Source organism: Streptomyces sp. NPDC049577 (assembly GCF_040675635.1).
Lineage (GTDB): Bacteria > Actinomycetota > Actinomycetes > Streptomycetales > Streptomycetaceae > Streptomyces.
Map to the genome: position 1 here is coordinate 26,273 of NZ_JBFAPH010000005.1, position 15,547 is coordinate 41,819.

Annotated in this window: 16 protein-coding genes; 9 read left to right on the forward strand and 7 right to left on the reverse strand. The window is 73.5% G+C overall.

Annotated elements, in window-relative coordinates; genetic code table 11:
• Positions 1 to 362: 362 nt before the first annotated feature.
• Genes AB0K09_RS01405 through AB0K09_RS01415 form a run of 3 tightly spaced genes read right to left on the reverse strand, consistent with a single transcriptional unit; the run spans position 363 to position 2,673 of the window.
• Positions 363 to 1,343 (reverse strand): hypothetical protein, encoded by a 981-nt coding sequence (locus tag AB0K09_RS01405; RefSeq protein WP_366063149.1) that lies wholly within the window; start codon positions 1,341 to 1,343, stop codon positions 363 to 365.
• On the reverse strand, positions 1,340 to 2,290 hold the full coding sequence (locus tag AB0K09_RS01410) for an ABC transporter ATP-binding protein (protein ID WP_366063151.1): 951 nt from the start codon (positions 2,288 to 2,290) through the stop codon (positions 1,340 to 1,342). Before AB0K09_RS01410 ends, AB0K09_RS01405 begins: the two co-directional genes overlap by 4 nt.
• Positions 2,287 to 2,673, reverse strand: coding sequence for a GntR family transcriptional regulator (locus tag AB0K09_RS01415; RefSeq protein WP_366063152.1), 387 nt, complete (start codon positions 2,671 to 2,673; stop codon positions 2,287 to 2,289). The genes AB0K09_RS01410 and AB0K09_RS01415 overlap by 4 nt, the downstream gene beginning before the upstream one ends.
• Positions 2,674 to 2,938: 265 nt before the next feature.
• Between AB0K09_RS01415 and AB0K09_RS01420 the strand changes: the two genes are divergently transcribed.
• The 3 genes from AB0K09_RS01420 (at position 2,939) to AB0K09_RS01430 (ending at position 6,539) form a co-directional block, all read left to right on the forward strand.
• A complete protein-coding gene (locus tag AB0K09_RS01420) occupies positions 2,939 to 5,227 on the forward strand; it encodes an RNA degradosome polyphosphate kinase (RefSeq protein WP_366063153.1) in 2,289 nt (762 codons plus the stop codon).
• A 46-nt stretch (positions 5,228 to 5,273) separates the two neighbouring features.
• A complete protein-coding gene (locus AB0K09_RS01425) occupies positions 5,274 to 6,299 on the forward strand; it encodes a CHAD domain-containing protein (protein WP_366063154.1) in 1,026 nt (341 codons plus the stop codon).
• Positions 6,300 to 6,419: 120 nt separating this feature from the next.
• Positions 6,420 to 6,539 (forward strand): SapB/AmfS family lanthipeptide, encoded by a 120-nt coding sequence (locus AB0K09_RS01430; RefSeq protein ID WP_366063155.1) that lies wholly within the window; start codon positions 6,420 to 6,422, stop codon positions 6,537 to 6,539.
• A 35-nt stretch (positions 6,540 to 6,574) separates the two neighbouring features.
• On the opposite strand, the gene AB0K09_RS01435 is transcribed toward AB0K09_RS01430, so the two are convergent.
• Positions 6,575 to 7,006, reverse strand: a complete 432-nt coding sequence (locus AB0K09_RS01435; protein WP_366063156.1) for an NUDIX hydrolase — start codon at positions 7,004 to 7,006, stop codon at positions 6,575 to 6,577.
• Between the two features lie 146 nt (positions 7,007 to 7,152).
• On the opposite strand from AB0K09_RS01435, the gene AB0K09_RS01440 reads away from it, so the two are divergent.
• Positions 7,153 to 7,575: an Hsp20/alpha crystallin family protein gene (locus AB0K09_RS01440; RefSeq protein WP_366063176.1), complete on the forward strand. Its 423-nt coding sequence runs from the start codon at positions 7,153 to 7,155 to the stop codon at positions 7,573 to 7,575.
• Between the two features lie 13 nt (positions 7,576 to 7,588).
• Here AB0K09_RS01440 and AB0K09_RS01445 read toward each other — a convergent pair whose 3' ends face one another.
• Positions 7,589 to 8,416 (reverse strand): class I SAM-dependent methyltransferase, encoded by an 828-nt coding sequence (locus AB0K09_RS01445; protein WP_366063157.1) that lies wholly within the window; start codon positions 8,414 to 8,416, stop codon positions 7,589 to 7,591.
• Between the two features lie 181 nt (positions 8,417 to 8,597).
• Here AB0K09_RS01445 and mshA point away from each other — a divergent pair, with 181 nt between their 5' ends.
• Both mshA and AB0K09_RS01455 read left to right on the forward strand, forming a co-directional pair.
• The gene (mshA, locus tag AB0K09_RS01450; protein WP_366063177.1) at positions 8,598 to 9,899 is read left to right on the forward strand and encodes a D-inositol-3-phosphate glycosyltransferase; all 1,302 of its coding nucleotides are present in this window, start codon (positions 8,598 to 8,600) and stop codon (positions 9,897 to 9,899) included.
• On the forward strand, positions 9,892 to 10,407 hold the full coding sequence (locus AB0K09_RS01455; RefSeq protein ID WP_366063158.1) for a YbjN domain-containing protein: 516 nt from the start codon (positions 9,892 to 9,894) through the stop codon (positions 10,405 to 10,407). Before mshA ends, AB0K09_RS01455 begins: the two co-directional genes overlap by 8 nt.
• A 30-nt stretch (positions 10,408 to 10,437) precedes the next feature.
• Here AB0K09_RS01455 and AB0K09_RS01460 read toward each other — a convergent pair whose 3' ends face one another.
• On the reverse strand, positions 10,438 to 11,709 hold the full coding sequence (locus AB0K09_RS01460) for an MFS transporter (RefSeq protein WP_366063159.1): 1,272 nt from the start codon (positions 11,707 to 11,709) through the stop codon (positions 10,438 to 10,440).
• Positions 11,710 to 11,871: 162 nt separating this feature from the next.
• Here AB0K09_RS01460 and AB0K09_RS01465 point away from each other — a divergent pair, with 162 nt between their 5' ends.
• Together AB0K09_RS01465 and AB0K09_RS01470 are read left to right on the forward strand one after the other, a co-directional pair.
• The gene (locus AB0K09_RS01465) at positions 11,872 to 12,633 is read left to right on the forward strand and encodes a phosphoglyceromutase (RefSeq protein ID WP_366063160.1); all 762 of its coding nucleotides are present in this window, start codon (positions 11,872 to 11,874) and stop codon (positions 12,631 to 12,633) included.
• 72 nt (positions 12,634 to 12,705) lie between these two features.
• Positions 12,706 to 12,957, forward strand: a complete 252-nt coding sequence (locus AB0K09_RS01470) for an SCO4226 family nickel-binding protein (RefSeq protein WP_366063161.1) — start codon at positions 12,706 to 12,708, stop codon at positions 12,955 to 12,957.
• Between the two features lie 310 nt (positions 12,958 to 13,267).
• Here the strand turns inward: AB0K09_RS01470 and phoU are convergent, their stop codons facing one another.
• Positions 13,268 to 13,957: a phosphate signaling complex protein PhoU gene (gene phoU, locus AB0K09_RS01475; protein WP_366063162.1), complete on the reverse strand. Its 690-nt coding sequence runs from the start codon at positions 13,955 to 13,957 to the stop codon at positions 13,268 to 13,270.
• A gap of 206 nt (positions 13,958 to 14,163) precedes the next feature.
• Here phoU and AB0K09_RS01480 point away from each other — a divergent pair, with 206 nt between their 5' ends.
• The gene (locus AB0K09_RS01480; RefSeq protein WP_366063163.1) at positions 14,164 to 15,492 is read left to right on the forward strand and encodes an ATP-binding protein; all 1,329 of its coding nucleotides are present in this window, start codon (positions 14,164 to 14,166) and stop codon (positions 15,490 to 15,492) included.
• Positions 15,493 to 15,547 lie beyond the last annotated feature (55 nt).

Genomic DNA, 15,547 nt, shown 5'->3' on the forward strand with positions numbered 1-15,547 from the left:
TGCCGCCGTTGCGGCGGGAAGGGAAACCCGGCCAGTGGTCGGGAGCGGGAGGGGGTGCCGGGCACCCCTTTTTCCGCCGCGGCGGTGATCGGCCGAGGCGGTGTAGTCCGGCGGTGCCGGGCCGGCCGGTGGCCGGGGGCTTGGGCCGTCGTGGGGCCGCCGGGCCCTCGCCGTCTGGGCCGGCCGCCGTTGCGGCGGGAAGAGAAGCCTGGCCAGGGCCGGGCACCCCTTTTTCCGCCGCAGCGGTGCTCGGGCGACACGGCGTAGTCCGGCGGTGCCGGGCCGGCTTGTGGGCCTTGGGGCCGCCGTTGCGGCGGACGGCCTCGGGGGCCGCCCCCGGTTGTCCGAGCCGCCCGCATGGGCTACCGGCGGCGCGTCCAGTACAGGGCCGTCGTCGCTACCGTCACGGCCAGCGCCAGCGTTACCGCCGTGTGGGTCCACTGGAGGGGCCAGAAGTGGGACTGCGGGTGGTAGTCGAGGTACCAGCCGCGCGCGCCGGCGCGCGCGGCGCAGTCGTTCAGGGCGGCGCCCACCTCGCACGACGGCTCGGGCGCGCGGCCGCCCGACGCCGTGACCAGGCCGCGTTCGACGATCCACGTGTTGGCCCGGACGAGCCCCGGCACGTCGGCGGACAGGTCCGTCACCGGGCTGACCAGCATCCGGCGCAGCCAGTCGCCCGTGACGGACAGCGCCGCGTAGACGCCGGCCAGGGCCACGGCCATGGCCCGAACCGTGCGCCGGGCGAGCAGCCCGACCAGCGCGCCGACCGCGACGGCGAGCAGCGCGTCGGCGACCGGCGCCGGGCCGAGCATGTCGAAGGACAGGTACCAGACCTGGCCCGGCAGCAGCGCCGCGGGAGCCGCGTGCCAGCACCACGTGTAGACCGCCGCCAGCAGCGACAGCCCGCCCAGCAGGGCCACCGCCGGGACGGCCAGCTTGGTGGCCAGCCAGCTCGCCGGCGTGATGCCCTGCGTCCAGGCGAACTTGTACGTGCCGCTCTCCAGTTCGCGCGCCACCATCGGGCCGGCCACGAACGCCCCGACGGCCAGCGGCAGGAGTTCGAGCAGCAGCCCGTTGTAGTGCAGCGCGTCGCCGTACGTGGAGCGGAAGCCGACGACGTACGAGTAGGCCGCCGGGTCGCAGTCGACGCCGTCGGGCGTGCAGGCGGTGCGGAGGTGGTGGGCGTCGAGGTAGCCGGTCATGGCAGAGCGCAGCCAGACGAGTTCGACGACGAGCGCGACCAGCACGGCGAGCGCCGCCCACGCCGCGAAGCGGTGCTGACGCAGCACCAGCCGGACGAGTCCCGTGCCTATTCGGGGCGTGGCCGTGGCCGCGGCCGTCATGCCACCGCTTTCGGGGTGCGGGAGCGCGGTTCGGCGCTCGGGGTGAGCAGGGCGGGTGCGCCGCCGTCGCGGAGGTAGGCGAGGAGGAGCTCCTCCAGGGAGGGCTCGGCGCACTCCCAGGGGCCGCCGGCGAGCGGTCCGTCGGTGCGCAGGAGCGCGGTGAGCTGCCGTCCGGTGACGCGCTGCTCGACGACGGTGTGCGGCGGCCCGAACTCACGCGGCGTGCCGCCCCCTTCGTGCCGTCCGGTGACGAGCGTGTGGACGGACAGCAGGTCCTCCACCTCGCCCGCGAGCCGCACCCGCCCGTCGGTGAGCAGCACCAGGTAGTCGCAGATGCCCTCCAGCTCGGAGAGCACGTGCGAAGCCATGACCACGGTGGTGGCGTGCTCGGCGGCCTCGGTCATCAGGGCGGCCGTCATCTCGTGCCGCACGAGCGGGTCGAGGTCGCTCAGCGGCTCGTCGAGCAGCAGCACTTCGGGCCGCTTGCCGAAGGCGAGCGCGAGCGCGACGCGCGTGCGCTGACCGCCGGAGAGCGACCCGATCCGCGCGTCCGGCGAAAGGTTTCCGTCCCGTACGAGCCGCTCGGCGGCGGCCGCGTCCCAGCCGGCCGGATTGAGCTCGCGGCCCATGCGCAGCGTCTCGGCGACGGTGAAGTTCGGGTAGAGCGGCTTGTCCTGGGCCAGATAGGCGACGCGCGGCCGTACGCCCGGGGCGGCCGGCGCGCCGCCGAGCAGTTCGAGCGAGCCCTCGGCGGGCCGCAGCAGCCCGGCGGCGAGGGCGAGCAGCGTGGACTTGCCCGCGCCGTTCGGCCCGACGAGCGCGCAGACGCGCCCCGCGGGCACCCGGAAGGAACAGTCCCGCAGCGCCCAGCCGCGCCGCCGGTACCTCACGCCCAGCCCGACCGCCTCGACGGCGGTGCGGTCCGGGGCGAACGACAGATTGCTCATCCGAAGTGCTCCTCCAACACGGATGCGACCAGCGCGGCCACGTCCTCGCGGTCGAGTCCGGCCGCGCGGGCCCGCTCGGCCCACCCGGCGAGCTCGGCCCGCAGCGGCGAGTCCGCCGCGGCCCCGGGCCGGGCGAGCGAGCGCCGGACGAAGGTGCCCAGGCCGGGGCGGGCCTCGACCAGCCCCTCGCGGTCGAGCTCGCGGTACGCCTTCAGGACGGTGTTGGGGTTGATGGCGGTGGCGGCCACGACCTCCTTGGCCGTGGGCAGCTTGTCCCCGGGCGCGAGCAGTCCGAGCCGCAGGGCCTGCTTGACCTGCTGGACGATCTGCAGATACGTGGCGACTCCGCTGCGCCGGTCGATGCGGAACTCGACCACGCGCATCACCCTTTCACCACTTGACTAGTGAAAGGGTGCGGGAGGCGGTACAGCCCTGTCAAACGGCCCGCCGCGCAGGCGACAGGTCAGGCCACAGGTCAGGCCATAGGTCAGGTGGATGCCATGTTCGCGTTACCCCGCATTCAATCGCGGTTGCGAGCCTTGCCGAATGCAGCCCGCTGTGCCTTCCGCCCCGAAACGGCGGCTCCGTGCCGCGCCCGCTCCCGGTTCCGTCGCGCCCGACCTGGGCGCGGCGCGGAAGAATGGGGGTATGAACGACCACACCCACCCGGTGGGGTTCATCGCCGCCCACCGGCCGAACGCGGACGCCCACGCCGCCCTTCCGGAGCTCGGCCCGGATCTCGACGCGGACCTCGGGGGATACGAGGTCCCGTACGGGGACGGGTACGACCCGCACCAGGCCCGCGCGGCGGCCCACGGCGAGGGGTACCCGCACGTCGGCGAGGAGGAGGCCGGGGAGGGGGCCGAGCCGCTGCCCGAGGGGCGGTTCCTGGACCGCGAGCGCAGCTGGCTGGCCTTCAACGAGCGGGTGCTGGAGCTGGCCGAGGACCCGGCCACGCCGCTGCTGGAGCGGGCGAACTTCCTGGCGATCTTCGCGAGCAACCTGGACGAGTTCTTCATGGTGCGGGTCGCGGGCCTCAAGCGCCGCATCGCCACCGGCGTGGCCACCCGCTCCGCCTCCGGCCTCCAGCCCCGCGAGGTGCTGGAGCTGATCTGGACCCGCTCCCGGGAGCTCATGGCCCGGCACGCCGCCTGCTTCCAGCAGGACGTGGCGCCGGAGCTTGCCGAGCAGGGCATCCACCTCAACCGCTGGTCGGAGCTGACGGAGAAGGAGCAGGAGCGGCTGTTCACGCTCTTCCGGCAGAAGATCTTCCCGGTGCTGACGCCGCTGGCCGTGGACCCGGCGCACCCCTTCCCGTACATCTCGGGCCTCTCGCTCAACCTCGCCGTCGTCGTGCGCAACCCCGTCAGCGGGCACGACCACTTCGCGCGCGTGAAGGTGCCGCCGCTGCTGCCCCGCTTCCTGGAGGCCTCGCCGCAGCGCTACGTGCCGCTGGAGGACGTCATCGCGGCGCACCTGGAGGAGCTCTTCCCCGGCATGGAGGTGCTCGACCACCACATGTTCCGGGTCACCCGCAACGAGGACCTGGAGGTCGAGGAGGACGACGCGGAGAACCTGCTCCAGGCCCTGGAGAAGGAGCTCATGCGCCGCCGCTTCGGCCCGCCCGTGCGGCTGGAGGTCGAGGAGACCATCGACCCCTACGTCCTCGACCTGCTGGTGCGCGAGCTGAAGATCTCCGACGCCGAGGTCTACCCGCTGCCCGGCCCGCTCGACCTCACCGCCCTCTTCGGCATCGCCGCGCTGGACCGGCCCGAGCTGAAGTACGCCAAGTTCGTGGCGGGCACGCACCGCGACCTCGCCGAGGTCGAGTCCGCCTCGGCGCCCGACATCTTCGCGGCCCTGCGCGAACGGGACGTGCTGCTGCACCATCCGTACGACTCCTTCTCCACCTCCGTCCAGGCGTTCCTGGAGCAGGCCGCCGCCGACCCGGACGTGCTGGCCATCAAGCAGACGCTGTACCGGACGTCCGGCGACTCCCCGATCGTCGACGCGCTCATCGACGCGGCCGAGTCCGGCAAGCAGGTCCTCGTGCTCGTCGAGATCAAGGCCCGCTTCGACGAGCAGGCCAACATCAAGTGGGCGCGGAAGCTGGAGGAGGCCGGCTGCCACGTCGTCTACGGCCTGGTGGGCCTGAAGACGCACTGCAAGCTCTCGCTGGTCGTCCGGCAGGAGGGCGACACGCTGCGCCGCTACTCGCACGTCGGCACGGGCAACTACCACCCCAAGACGGCCCGGCTGTACGAGGACTTCGGCCTGCTGACCGCCGACCCGCAGGTCGGCGCCGACCTCTCCGACCTCTTCAACCGGCTCTCCGGCTACTCGCGCCGCGAGACGTACCGGCGGCTGCTGGTGGCGCCCAGATCGCTGCGCGACGGGCTCATAGCGCGGATCGCCAAGGAGACCGCCCACCACCGTGCCGGGCGGTCCGCCTCCATCCGTATCAAGGTCAACTCGATGGTCGACGAGGCCGTCATCGACGCGCTCTACCGCGCGTCGCAGGCGGGCGTGCCGGTGGACGTGTGGGTGCGCGGCATCTGCGCGCTGCGGCCGGGCGTCGCGGGCCTGTCGGAGAACATCCGGGTGCGCAGCATCCTCGGCCGGTTCCTGGAGCACTCGCGGGTGTTCGCCTTCGCCAACGGCGGGGAGCCGGAGGTGTGGCTGGGCAGCGCGGACATGATGCACCGCAACCTCGACCGGCGCATCGAGGCGCTCGTGCGGGTCACCGACCCGGGCCACCGGGCCTCGCTCAGCAAGCTGCTGGAGATCGGCGTCTCGGACGGCACGGCCTCCTGGCACCTGGGCGCCGACGGCAACTGGACGCGGCACGCGACCGATCCGGACGGAAAGCCGTTGAGGAACGTACAGGAGATGCTCATAGACGCCCGGAGGCGCCGGCGTGGCTCAGCTACCCCATGATCAGCCGGTTACGGTCGCCGCGCCCCCGCCGGGGGGACGGCAGGACGTGACCGCTCTCATCGGCACGGGCCCCGCCGCCGCGACGGCCGGCGACGTGCTCTCGTCCTATCTGCACGCCCAGGCCACGGAGTTCCTGCGCAGTCTGCGGCTGCACGGCGAGAGCGGCTCGGACGCGGAGGACGCGACCGAGGCCGTCCGGCTGCTGCGGCGCTCCGCCCGCCGCATCGCCGGCACGCTGCACGTCTACCGGCCCCTGACGGACGTCGTCTGGACCGACCAGCTGCGGGCCGAGCTGATCTGGCTGTCCGGCACGCTCGGCCGCGAACACGCCTACGCGGCGCGGCTGGCGCGGCTGCGCGGGGCGCTGCACCGGCTCTCCGGCTCCGACGGCGCGGAGCCGCCCGGCGGTGGGCTGACCGTGGGTGCCGCCCGGGCCGGCGCGCTGCTGGAGCGGCAGCTCACCCTGGCCCGGACGCGCGCCCACTCGGCCGCGCTCCAGGCGCTGGGCTCCGCCCGCTTCCACGCCGTCGCCGACTCGGTCGCCGTCCTCGCCTCCGAGGTGCCGCTGGACCCGGCCGCCCGGGAACTCCTCGCCCACGAGGCCCTCGCCCGGCTCGCCGAGCAGACGAACCGGCGGCTCGCCGACGCGGTCGAGGCGCTGCCGCTCGCCCAGGCCGGGCGCCCGTACAACGCGGAGGCCCTCGTCCACGGCCTCGCGGCCTCCTCCGCCGCCGACGCGCCGCCGGCCGAGGAGCGGCAGGACGCGCCCTGGCACCACGTGCGCCGCCTGGTCCGGCTGCGGCGGTACGCCCAGGAGGTGCTCGACGAGCAGGGCCAGACCGAGACGGACCCGTCCCTGTCGGTCCGGCTGCTGAGCGCCGGCCAGGCGCTCGACCGGCACCGCGACGCCGCCGAGGCCGCCGCGGCGGCCGCCTCCGCCGCCCGCACGCCCCGCATCGCCCCCGCCACGGCCTACGCGCTGGGCATCCTGCACGCCGACCAGCGGCACGAGGTCGAGTCCTCGCGCTACGCGTTCGGGCGCGTCTGGCAGCGGCTGACGGCGGCACCGTGAGCTGTCCCCTCCGGCCGGTGTGCACTCTGGGCAGTGGTCCCGTGCGGTGCCACCATCGCGGTGAGCGGCCGGCCGCGGATCCGGCGGTGCGCTCACGGCCACGACGAAGGGGTGACGGGCATGGTCGTTCTGGACCTTCAGTTGCTGGAGCCCGAGGCGAGGGAACGCGCCCGGTCGGGCATGGCGCGCAGCGACGACAGCGGTCTGAGCGTCCTGGCGTGCGAGGGCGGTGACGACTGATGGCCCGGTAACGGGCCAGGACGGCCGGGGGGCCGTCAACTCCCCCGGCCGGTTTCGCCCAGGACGGCGCAGAAGGCGGCGATCAGCTCCCTGTCCCGGGCGTGCGTGAGCGTGTGGCGGGCGCCGTCGGGCGTGAGCCAGAGCAGCCGGCTCACCTCGCGGTTGGGCAGGAACTCACCGCCCACCGCCCGCGCGGCCCAGTAGCGGACCTCTTTCCGGCGCCCCTGGGCGTCGACGTACCGAGTGGTCGGGAGCGGGGCGCCCAGCTCGCAGTCCATGCCGGTCTCCTCCAGCACCTCCCGCACGGCGGCCCGGCGGGCGTCCTCGCCGCGCTTGAGCTTGCCCTTCGGATGGGACCAGTCCGCCCACTTCGGCCGGTAGACCAGGGCGATCTCGACGCCTCCGCCGACCGGCGAGCGGCGCCACAGGACGCAGCCCGCGGCCTGGACAGTCGGCACCTCTTCCATGGTCCCCATCCTGCCGGTGGCCGCCCTGCCCGTGCCCGAGCACCTTTCTTGAGTCTCTTCTTGTCAACTTGGCTCGGCTTGGCTATATAAGGAGATGTAGGTCATAGGGCATCGCACCTGACGTCTGATGGGAGGAGTGACCCGTGATGCTCATGCGTACCGACCCGTTCCGTGACCTCGACCGCCTCGCCCGGCAGATGCTGGGCACCGCGGCGCAGCCGGCGACCATGCCGATGGACGCCTACCGGTCGGGGGACGAGTTCGTGGTGAAGCTCGATCTGCCGGGCGTCGATCCCGAGAAGATCGACCTCGACGTCGAACGCAACGTCGTCACCGTCCGCGCGGAGCGTTCCTCCACGGCGCCCGCCGACGCGGAGCTCATCGCCGCCGAGCGGCCGGCCGGCTCGTTCAGCCGCCAGCTCTTCCTGGGCGACACGCTGGAGTCCGACCGCATCGAGGCGTCCTACGACGCCGGCGTCCTCACCCTCCGCATCCCGGTCGCCGAGCAGGCCAAGCCGCGCAAGATCCCGATCTCGGGGGGCGCGACGCACAAGGAGATCAAGGCCTGAGGTCCCGGGCCGGTCAGCCCCCCGCAGGGGCCAGGGCCTGCCAGGGGAGGGTGAGTTCCCCCTGCCTCCAGCGGCCTGGTCCGTCGAGGACGGGCCAGGCCGTGGCCAGGGTCTGGGCGGTGCGGATCCAGCGCTGGCGGCGGCTCAGAGGGGCGTAGGGCGCGGCGAGCGCCCACGCGCGATCGAAGTCGCGGAGGAACGCGTGCACCGGCTCCCCCGGAACGTTCCGGTGGATCAGCGCCTTCGGCAGCCGCTCCGCCAGATCCGAGGGCGTCGTCAGCGAGCCCAGCCGCGCCGCGAAGGTGACCGTGCGCGGCCCCTCCGGGCCGAGCGCGACCCACACATGGCGGCGGCCGATCTCGTCGCAGGTGCCCTCGACGAGCAGACCGCCCGGCGCCAGCCGCCCGCACAGCCGCTCCCAGACGGCGGCGACCTCGCCCTCCGCGTACTGACGCAGCACGTTCGCCGCCCGTATCAGCGTGGGGCGGCGGCCCGCCGCCAGCGGTATCTCGAAGCCGCCGTGGGCGAAGGACAGCCCGTCCCGCTCGTACGGCACGGCGGCGGCGACCCGGGCCGGGTCTATCTCCACGCCGACGACCTCCGCGTCGGCCCGCACCGTCCGCAGCCGGCCGAGCAGCTCGACGGCGGTCCAGGGCGCGGCGCCGTAGCCGAGGTCCACGGCCACCGGGTCCCCGCTGCGCCGCAGCTCCGCGCCGTGCACGGCGGCTATCCAGCGGTCCATGCGCCGCAGCCGGTTGGGGTTGGTCGTACCGCGCGTGGCCGTGCCGATGGGACGGCGCGGCGGGGCGACGGAGGCCGGACGGGCGGGCGCGGGGGGCATGGGAAAAAGCGTACAAGCAGGCCCGCCGGGTCACTGTTTGGTAAACCGGGAAATGGGAGTCCGCCTCCGCAGCGTTGTCAACGGCTGACCGGGGGTGCGTGCGCCCCAGCCAGGCGGCGGACGGAGGAGACGCACGGTGAGCCAGTACGCAAGCCGGCTCGGCACCCGCCGGGGCCGGCCGCTGGGTCCGTTCGGCCGCCTCGGTGCCGCGCGGCGCCCCCGCCGCGTGGCCATGCTCAGCGTCCACACCTCCCCGCTGCACCAGCCGGGCACGGGCGACGCGGGCGGCATGAACGTCTACATCGTCGAGCTCGCCAAGCGGCTCGCCGAGACCGGCATCGAGGTGGAGATCTTCACCCGGGCCACCACCGCCTCCCTCGAACCCTGCGTCGAGCTGGCCCCGGGCGTGCTCGTGCGGCACATCGACGCCGGACCGTACGAGGGGCTGGCCAAGGAGGAGCTGCCGGCGCAGCTGTGCGCCTTCACGCACGGGGTCATGCAGGCGTGGGCCGGGCACCGGCCGGGCCACTACGACCTGGTGCACTCCCACTACTGGCTCTCCGGGCACGTCGGCTGGCTCGCGGCCGACCGCTGGGGCGTGCCGCTCGTGCACGCCATGCACACCATGGCCAAGGTCAAGAACGCCGCGCTCGCCGAGGGCGACACGCCCGAGCCGGCCGCCCGCGTGATCGGCGAGACGCAGATCGTCCGCGCCGCCGACCGGCTCATCGCCAACACGGACGGCGAGGCGGCGGAGCTCGTCCACCACTACGACGCGGACCCGGGGAAGGTCGCGGTCGTGCACCCCGGCGTGAACCTGGACCGCTTCCAACCCGCCGACGGCCGGGCGGCCGCCCGGGAGCGGCTCGGCCTGCCGCCGGACGCGCTCGTCCCGCTCTTCGCGGGGCGTATACAGCCGCTCAAGGCGCCCGACGTGCTGCTCGGGGCCGTCGCCGTGCTCCTCGACCGGCGGCCCGAACTGCGCTCGCGCGTCGTCGTCCCGGTCGTCGGCGGGCCCAGCGGCAGCGGCCTGGCCAAGCCGGAGGGGCTCCAGAAGCTCGCCGCGCGGCTGGGCATCGCGGACGTGGTCCGCTTCCGCCCGCCGGTCGGGCAGGAGCAGCTGGCCGACTGGTACCGGGCGGCGTCGGTGCTGGTCATGCCGTCGCACAGCGAGTCGTTCGGGCTGGTGGCGGCGGAGGCGCAGGCCTGCGGCACGCCGGTGATCGCGGCGGCGGTGGGCGGCCTGCCGGTCGCCGTGCGGGACGGGCGGAGCGGCTTCCTGATCGACGGACACGACCCCGCGGACTACGCCCGCGCACTGGAGCGGTTCGCGGACGACCCGGGGCTCGCGGGCACGATGGGCACGGCGGCGGCCCGCCACGCGCGCTCGTTCGGCTGGGACGCGGCCGCGAACGCCACGGCCGAGGTGTACACCGCGGCGATCGCCGAGCGCAGGCGTCGCCTACGCTCGGCACATGTCTGACGCGAAATCCGTCATCGAAGGGGCGCTCGACGACGCCGGGCTGGAGTGGGAGAGCCCGGCCGGCGGCTCGTACGTCGTCAAGCTCCCCGGCACCCGGAAGCTGTCGACGACCGTCTCGCTGGTCGTCGGCAACCACTCCCTCTCGGTCAACGCCTTCGTCGTGCGCCGCCCGGACGAGAACCACGAGGCGGTGCACCGCTGGCTGCTGGAGCGCAACACGCGCCTGTACGGCCTGGCGTACGCCGTCGACCGGCTGGGCGACGTCTACCTCGTCGGCCGCCTCCCGCTTGCCGCGGTCACCCCGGAGGAGATCGACCGCCTCCTGGGCCAGGTCCTGGAGAACGCGGACGGCAGCTTCAACACGCTCCTGGAAATGGGCTTCGCGACGGCCATCCGCAAGGAACACGCGTGGCGCACGGCGCGCGGTGAGTCCACCCGCAACCTGGACGCGTTCGCGCACCTGACGAGGAACCCCGGCGAGGGGGCGCAGGGCGAGGGGGAGCAGTAGGGGCGCACCCCCCGGAGGGGCGACCGGGCCTCAGGCCCGGGCCGGCTCCGGGGCGGTCGTCGCTTCCGCCGGTTCCTTGGCGGAGCCCTCCGCACGGAGGCTCCGCATCAGGAGCCAGTAGCCCGCCCCCGTGATCGTGCCCAGGACGGCGCACCCGGCCCACAGGACGTCCGCGCCGTACTCGTCGATGACCGCGCCGCCCGAGAGCGGTGCGACCAGGGCCGCGACGGACCAGGACATCGTGTAGACGCCCTGGTAGCGGCCGCGCCCGTGGGTGGGGGAGAGGCGGACGACGAGGCTCATCTGGGTGGGCGAGTTGATGATCTCGGCGACGGTCCAGACGCAGATGGTCAGGGCGTAGACGCCCAGCGAGCCCGCGAAGGCGGTGAGGCCGAAGCCGTAGCCGGCCAGCAGGGCCGAGGCCGTCAGCAGGATCTTCGGGTCGCGGTGTTCGAGCCAGCGGGTCAGCGGGATCTGGAGGGCGACGATGAGGACGCCGTTGACGGCGATGACCGCGCCGTAGTCGGCGCTGGAGAAGCCGGCGCGGCCCATGGAGACCGGCAGACCGACCGAGGCCTGCTGGAAGAGCACGGCCATGAGGAAGGACAGGCCGACCACGCCCATGAAGCGGCGGTCGCGCAGCACCGTGCCCAGCCGCACCGGCGGCCGGTCGCCGCCGTCGCCCGCCCCGCCGGAGGCGCCCGGCTCCGGGCGGGACTCGGGGATCCTGAAGAAGACGAGGACCGCGCAGACGAGCGTCATGGCGGCCTCGCCCAGGAAGCCGATCAGATAGCTGTGCTGCGCGATGAACCCGGCGGCGAGCGAGGAGAAGGCGAAGCCGAGGTTGATCGCCCAGTAGTTGAGCGAGAAGGCCCGCACCCGGTCCTCGGGGGCGACGATGTCGGCCATCATCGCCTGGACGGCGGGCCGGGAGGCGTTGCTCGCCATGCCGACGAGGAAGGCGACGCCCGCGATGGCCACGGGGTGCTCCACGAAGCCGAGCAGGGCGACGGTCAGCGCGGTGGAGACCTGGGCGAGCAGCAGGGTGGGCCGCCGGCCCACCCGGTCGGTCAGCACGCCGGCGCCGAGGGAAGAGACCACCCCGCCGAGCCCGTGCAGCGCGGCAACCAGGCCCGCGTACGAGGCGGAGTAGCCGCGCTCCATCGTCAGGTAGAGCGCCAGGAAGGTGGCGACGAAGGCGCCGAGGCGGTTGATCAGCGTGGAGGTCCACAGCCACCAGAACGCCCGGGGCAACCCCGCCACGCTCTGCCTCGCGGCTCTCGTGACCCTGGCGACGGACATGTGGCGACCCCCCGGTGTGTAAGTGGCTCTCTGGCTTGCGCAACTTACCCAGGTCGTCGTGTTCACGCCATTCATTTGACGATCCCCGTCAAGCGTCCGGCCGCCGGGGAACGGGCGCGGCCCCTCCCTCGCGCCGGTGCCGCGTCGATTACGCTCATGGGCATGGCCGACGCACCGTACAAGCTGATCCTCCTCCGTCACGGCGAGAGCGAGTGGAACGCGAAGAACCTGTTCACCGGCTGGGTGGACGTCAACCTCAACGAGAAGGGCGAGAAGGAGGCGCTCCGGGGCGGTGAGCTGCTCAAGGACGCCGGCCTGCTCCCGGACGTGGTCCACACGTCCCTGCAGAAGCGCGCGATCCGCACCGCGCAGATCGCGCTGGAGGCCGCCGACCGGCACTGGATCCCGGTCCACCGCTCCTGGCGGCTGAACGAGCGCCACTACGGCGCGCTGCAGGGCAAGGACAAGGCCCAGACCCTCGCCGAGTTCGGCGAGGAGCAGTTCATGCTGTGGCGCCGGTCCTACGACACCCCGCCGCCGGCGCTCGAGGACGGCACCGAGTTCTCCCAGAGCGACGACCCGCGCTACTCCTCCATCCCGAGCGAGCTGCGCCCGCGCACCGAGTGCCTGAAGGACGTCGTCGTCCGCATGCTGCCGTACTGGTACGACGGCATCGTCCCGGACCTGCTCGCCGGCCGCACGGTCCTGGTCGCCGCCCACGGCAACAGCCTGCGCGCCCTGGTCAAGCACCTCGACGGCATCTCGGACGCCGACATCGCGGGCCTCAACATCCCCACGGGCATCCCGCTCTTCTACGAGCTCGACGCGGACTTCAACCCGGTCACCCCGGGCGGCCGCTACCTCGACCCGGAGGCCGCCAAGGCCGCCATCGAGGCCGTGAAGAACCAGGGCAAGAAGAAGTAGGGTCGCGCCCGCCCGCCGGAGCTCGCACCATGGAGGGGTAGGCGGCCTTCACGACCCGGGAGGTGTGGGGCGATGGCCAAGTTCATGGACGTCCACCGCGGTATGGAGGGCATCACCCAGGACCAGCTGGTGGCCGCGCACAGGGCGGATCTGGCGATCGAGCGTGACGAGGGCGTGCACTTCGAGCGCGCCTGGGCGGATCCCAAGGATGGCGTCGTGTACTGCTTGTCGGAGGCGCCGTCGGCGGACGCCGTCAAGCGGGTTCACGAGCGGGCCGGGCACCCGGTCACCGAGGTTCACCCGGTGCCGATGGAGGTCTCCTGACCGCGCGCCCCGCACGAGAGCGAGGAGAGGGCCCCCGACCGCCGAGCGGTCGGGGGCCCTTCCCGTGAGTGACGTGAGTGAGAATGCCGCGCGGCGTCCCGGCCTCAGCCGCAGCCGCCGCCGCACTGGCAGGAGCCGCCGTTCTGGCAGCCGCAACTGCATCCGGGTCCGCACTGACAGCCGCTCATCCGGTACCTCCTCGAAGGGATGGTCTGCGTGCCACCAGTCAAGGACGGCGCCGTTCGGGCGTCAATGCCCCGAACGCACATCCGTGCGGGCGCGCCGGGGGCGCGCGGAAGCACGCGGCGGGTTACGCGCCCTCTCCCGCGCCCGTCTGGGGATTCGCCTGGGCGATCTCGTCCGCGTGCTCGCCGGTGACCAGATAGACGACGCGCTTGGCGACCGAGACCGCGTGGTCGGCGAAGCGCTCGTAGTAGCGGCCCAGCAGGGTCACGTCGACGGCCGTCTCGATGCCGTGCTGCCAGCGGTCGTCCATCAGGTGCTGGAAGAGCGCGCGGTGCAGCAGGTCCATGGCGTCGTCGTCCTGCTCCAGCTGGAGCGCCAGGTCGACGTCCTTGGTGATGATCACCTCGGCGGCCTTGGCCATCAGGCGCTGGGCGAGCTGGCCCATCTCCAGGATGGTCGCGTGCAGGTCGCGCGGCACCGCCGTGTCCGGGAAGCGCAGCCGGGCCAGCTTGGCCACGTGCTGGGCGAGGTCGCCCGAGCGCTCCAGGTCGGCGCTCATGCGCAGCGACGTGACGACGATCCGCAGGTCCGTGGCGACCGGCTGCTGCCGCGCGAGCAGGGCGATCGCCCGCGCCTCCAGATCCCGCTGGAGGTCGTCGACCTTGCTGTCCGCCGCGATGACGGACTCCGCCAGCTTCAGGTCCGCGTCCAGGATCGCCGTGGTGGCGCGCCCGATCGCGGAGCCGACGAGCCTGGCCATCTCGACCAGGCCGTCGCCGATCGAATCCAGCTCCTCGTGGTACGCGTCCCGCATTGCCCGACCTTCTCTCGCCGTGAGTCCTACTCGGGTGGCCGACACCTTTCCGGCCGCCCACGGTCCCACACTCCGGCCGGAACGCGACGGGTTCCGACCGCCGGAATGAACCACCGAGGACCTCAAGGTGAACTCTCGGCAACGTGTGTTCGAGGCACCCCCCGTTCGGCTGTGGATGTGTCCTTCCTGCCGCATAACCTTGAGTCATGAACGTGGACGCGGCCGTCGCCGCCGCAGCGGGGATCGCCGGGCTGTGCACCGGAGTGATCGCCATGCTGGCGTTCCGCTGGAGCGAGCGGGACCAGGCGCGCCCCACCCGCAGTTCCCTGCACACCGACGCCGTGCTCCCGCCCGGTGTGGACACCGTGCTGTCCGTCCTGCGCTCCTCGGCCGTCGTCCTCGACGAGGGCGACGCCGTGGTCAAGGCCAGCTCCGCCGCGTACGCCCTCGGGCTCGTCCGGGGCGGCAAGCTCGCCGTCGAGCCGATGCTGCAGATGGCCCGCGACACCCGCCGCGACGGCGAGATACGCCAGGTCGAGCTCGACCTGCCGCGTCGCGGCACCGGGCGCGGCGGCGAGGCGCTCGCGGTCTCGGCCCGGGTCGCGCCGCTCGGCTCGCGGCTGGTGCTGCTGCTGGTGGAGGACCTCACCGAGGCCCGCCGCATCGAGGCCGTCCGCCGCGACTTCGTCGCCAACGTCAGTCACGAGCTCAAGACCCCGGTGGGTGCCCTCTCCCTGCTCTCCGAGGCCGTCATGGACGCGGCCGACGACCCCGAGGCCGTCACCCGCTTCGCGGGCCGGATGCAGATCGAGGCCACCCGGCTGACCAACCTCGTCCAGGAGCTCATCGACCTCTCCCGGGTGCAGAACGACGACCCGCTGGAGGACGCCGAGCCGGTCCGGGTGGACGAGCTGGCGGCCGAGGCCGTCGACCGCTGCCGCCACCAGGCCGGCACCAAGCAGATCACCATGGCCGTCGGAGGCACCGCCGACCTGCACGTCTGGGGCAACCGCGGCCAGCTCGCCGCCGCCCTCGGCAACCTCGTCGAGAACGCCGTCAACTACAGCCCCGCCCGGACGCGCGTCGGCATCTCGGCCCGCAAGGTGGCCGCCCCCGGCGGCGACCTGATCGAGATCGCCGTCACCGACCAGGGCATCGGCATCTCCGAGAAGGACCGCGAGCGCGTCTTCGAGCGCTTCTACCGCGTCGACCCCGCCCGCTCGCGCGCCACCGGCGGCACAGGCCTGGGCCTGGCCATCGTCAAGCACGTGGTGGCCTCGCACGGCGGAGAGGTCACCGTCTGGAGCGCCGAGGGTCAGGGCTCGACCTTCACCCTGCGCCTGCCCGAGGCCGGAGCCGTCCGCGACCGCCTGCGGGAGGCGCCCCGCGAGCGGAACCGCCCGCTGCTCGGTCCCGAGGAGGGCCCGGAGAACGACGAGCCCGACGACGAACCGTTCGACGAGGACCCGGACGACCGCCCCGAACCCCGGGCCACCCGCACGCCCCTGGCCGTCCGGCCCACGGAGGCGCTGTGACCGCCGCCCCCGCCCCTCCCCCCGTTCTTCCCTTCCCCACCGCGCTGTGCCGCAT

Excerpts from the sequence above, each read along its gene's own strand:
- AB0K09_RS01405 (WP_366063149.1), bottom strand. The coding sequence starts at position 1,343 with ATGACGGCCGCGGCCACGGCCACGCCCCGAATAGGCACGGGACTCGTC.
- AB0K09_RS01460 (WP_366063159.1), bottom strand. The coding sequence starts at position 11,709 with ATGTCCGTCGCCAGGGTCACGAGAGCCGCGAGGCAGAGCGTGGCGGGG.
- AB0K09_RS01440 (WP_366063176.1), top strand. The coding sequence starts at position 7,153 with ATGCTCATGCGTACCGACCCGTTCCGTGACCTCGACCGCCTCGCCCGG.
- AB0K09_RS01445 (WP_366063157.1), bottom strand. The coding sequence starts at position 8,416 with ATGCCCCCCGCGCCCGCCCGTCCGGCCTCCGTCGCCCCGCCGCGCCGT.
- AB0K09_RS01470 (WP_366063161.1), top strand. The coding sequence starts at position 12,706 with ATGGCCAAGTTCATGGACGTCCACCGCGGTATGGAGGGCATCACCCAG.
- AB0K09_RS01435 (WP_366063156.1), bottom strand. The coding sequence starts at position 7,006 with ATGGAAGAGGTGCCGACTGTCCAGGCCGCGGGCTGCGTCCTGTGGCGC.
- phoU (WP_366063162.1), bottom strand. The coding sequence starts at position 13,957 with ATGCGGGACGCGTACCACGAGGAGCTGGATTCGATCGGCGACGGCCTG.
- AB0K09_RS01480 (WP_366063163.1), top strand. The coding sequence starts at position 14,164 with ATGAACGTGGACGCGGCCGTCGCCGCCGCAGCGGGGATCGCCGGGCTG.
- AB0K09_RS01415 (WP_366063152.1), bottom strand. The coding sequence starts at position 2,673 with ATGCGCGTGGTCGAGTTCCGCATCGACCGGCGCAGCGGAGTCGCCACG.
- AB0K09_RS01420 (WP_366063153.1), top strand. The coding sequence starts at position 2,939 with ATGAACGACCACACCCACCCGGTGGGGTTCATCGCCGCCCACCGGCCG.
- AB0K09_RS01430 (WP_366063155.1), top strand. The coding sequence starts at position 6,420 with ATGGTCGTTCTGGACCTTCAGTTGCTGGAGCCCGAGGCGAGGGAACGC.
- AB0K09_RS01455 (WP_366063158.1), top strand. The coding sequence starts at position 9,892 with ATGTCTGACGCGAAATCCGTCATCGAAGGGGCGCTCGACGACGCCGGG.
- AB0K09_RS01465 (WP_366063160.1), top strand. The coding sequence starts at position 11,872 with ATGGCCGACGCACCGTACAAGCTGATCCTCCTCCGTCACGGCGAGAGC.
- AB0K09_RS01410 (WP_366063151.1), bottom strand. The coding sequence starts at position 2,290 with ATGAGCAATCTGTCGTTCGCCCCGGACCGCACCGCCGTCGAGGCGGTC.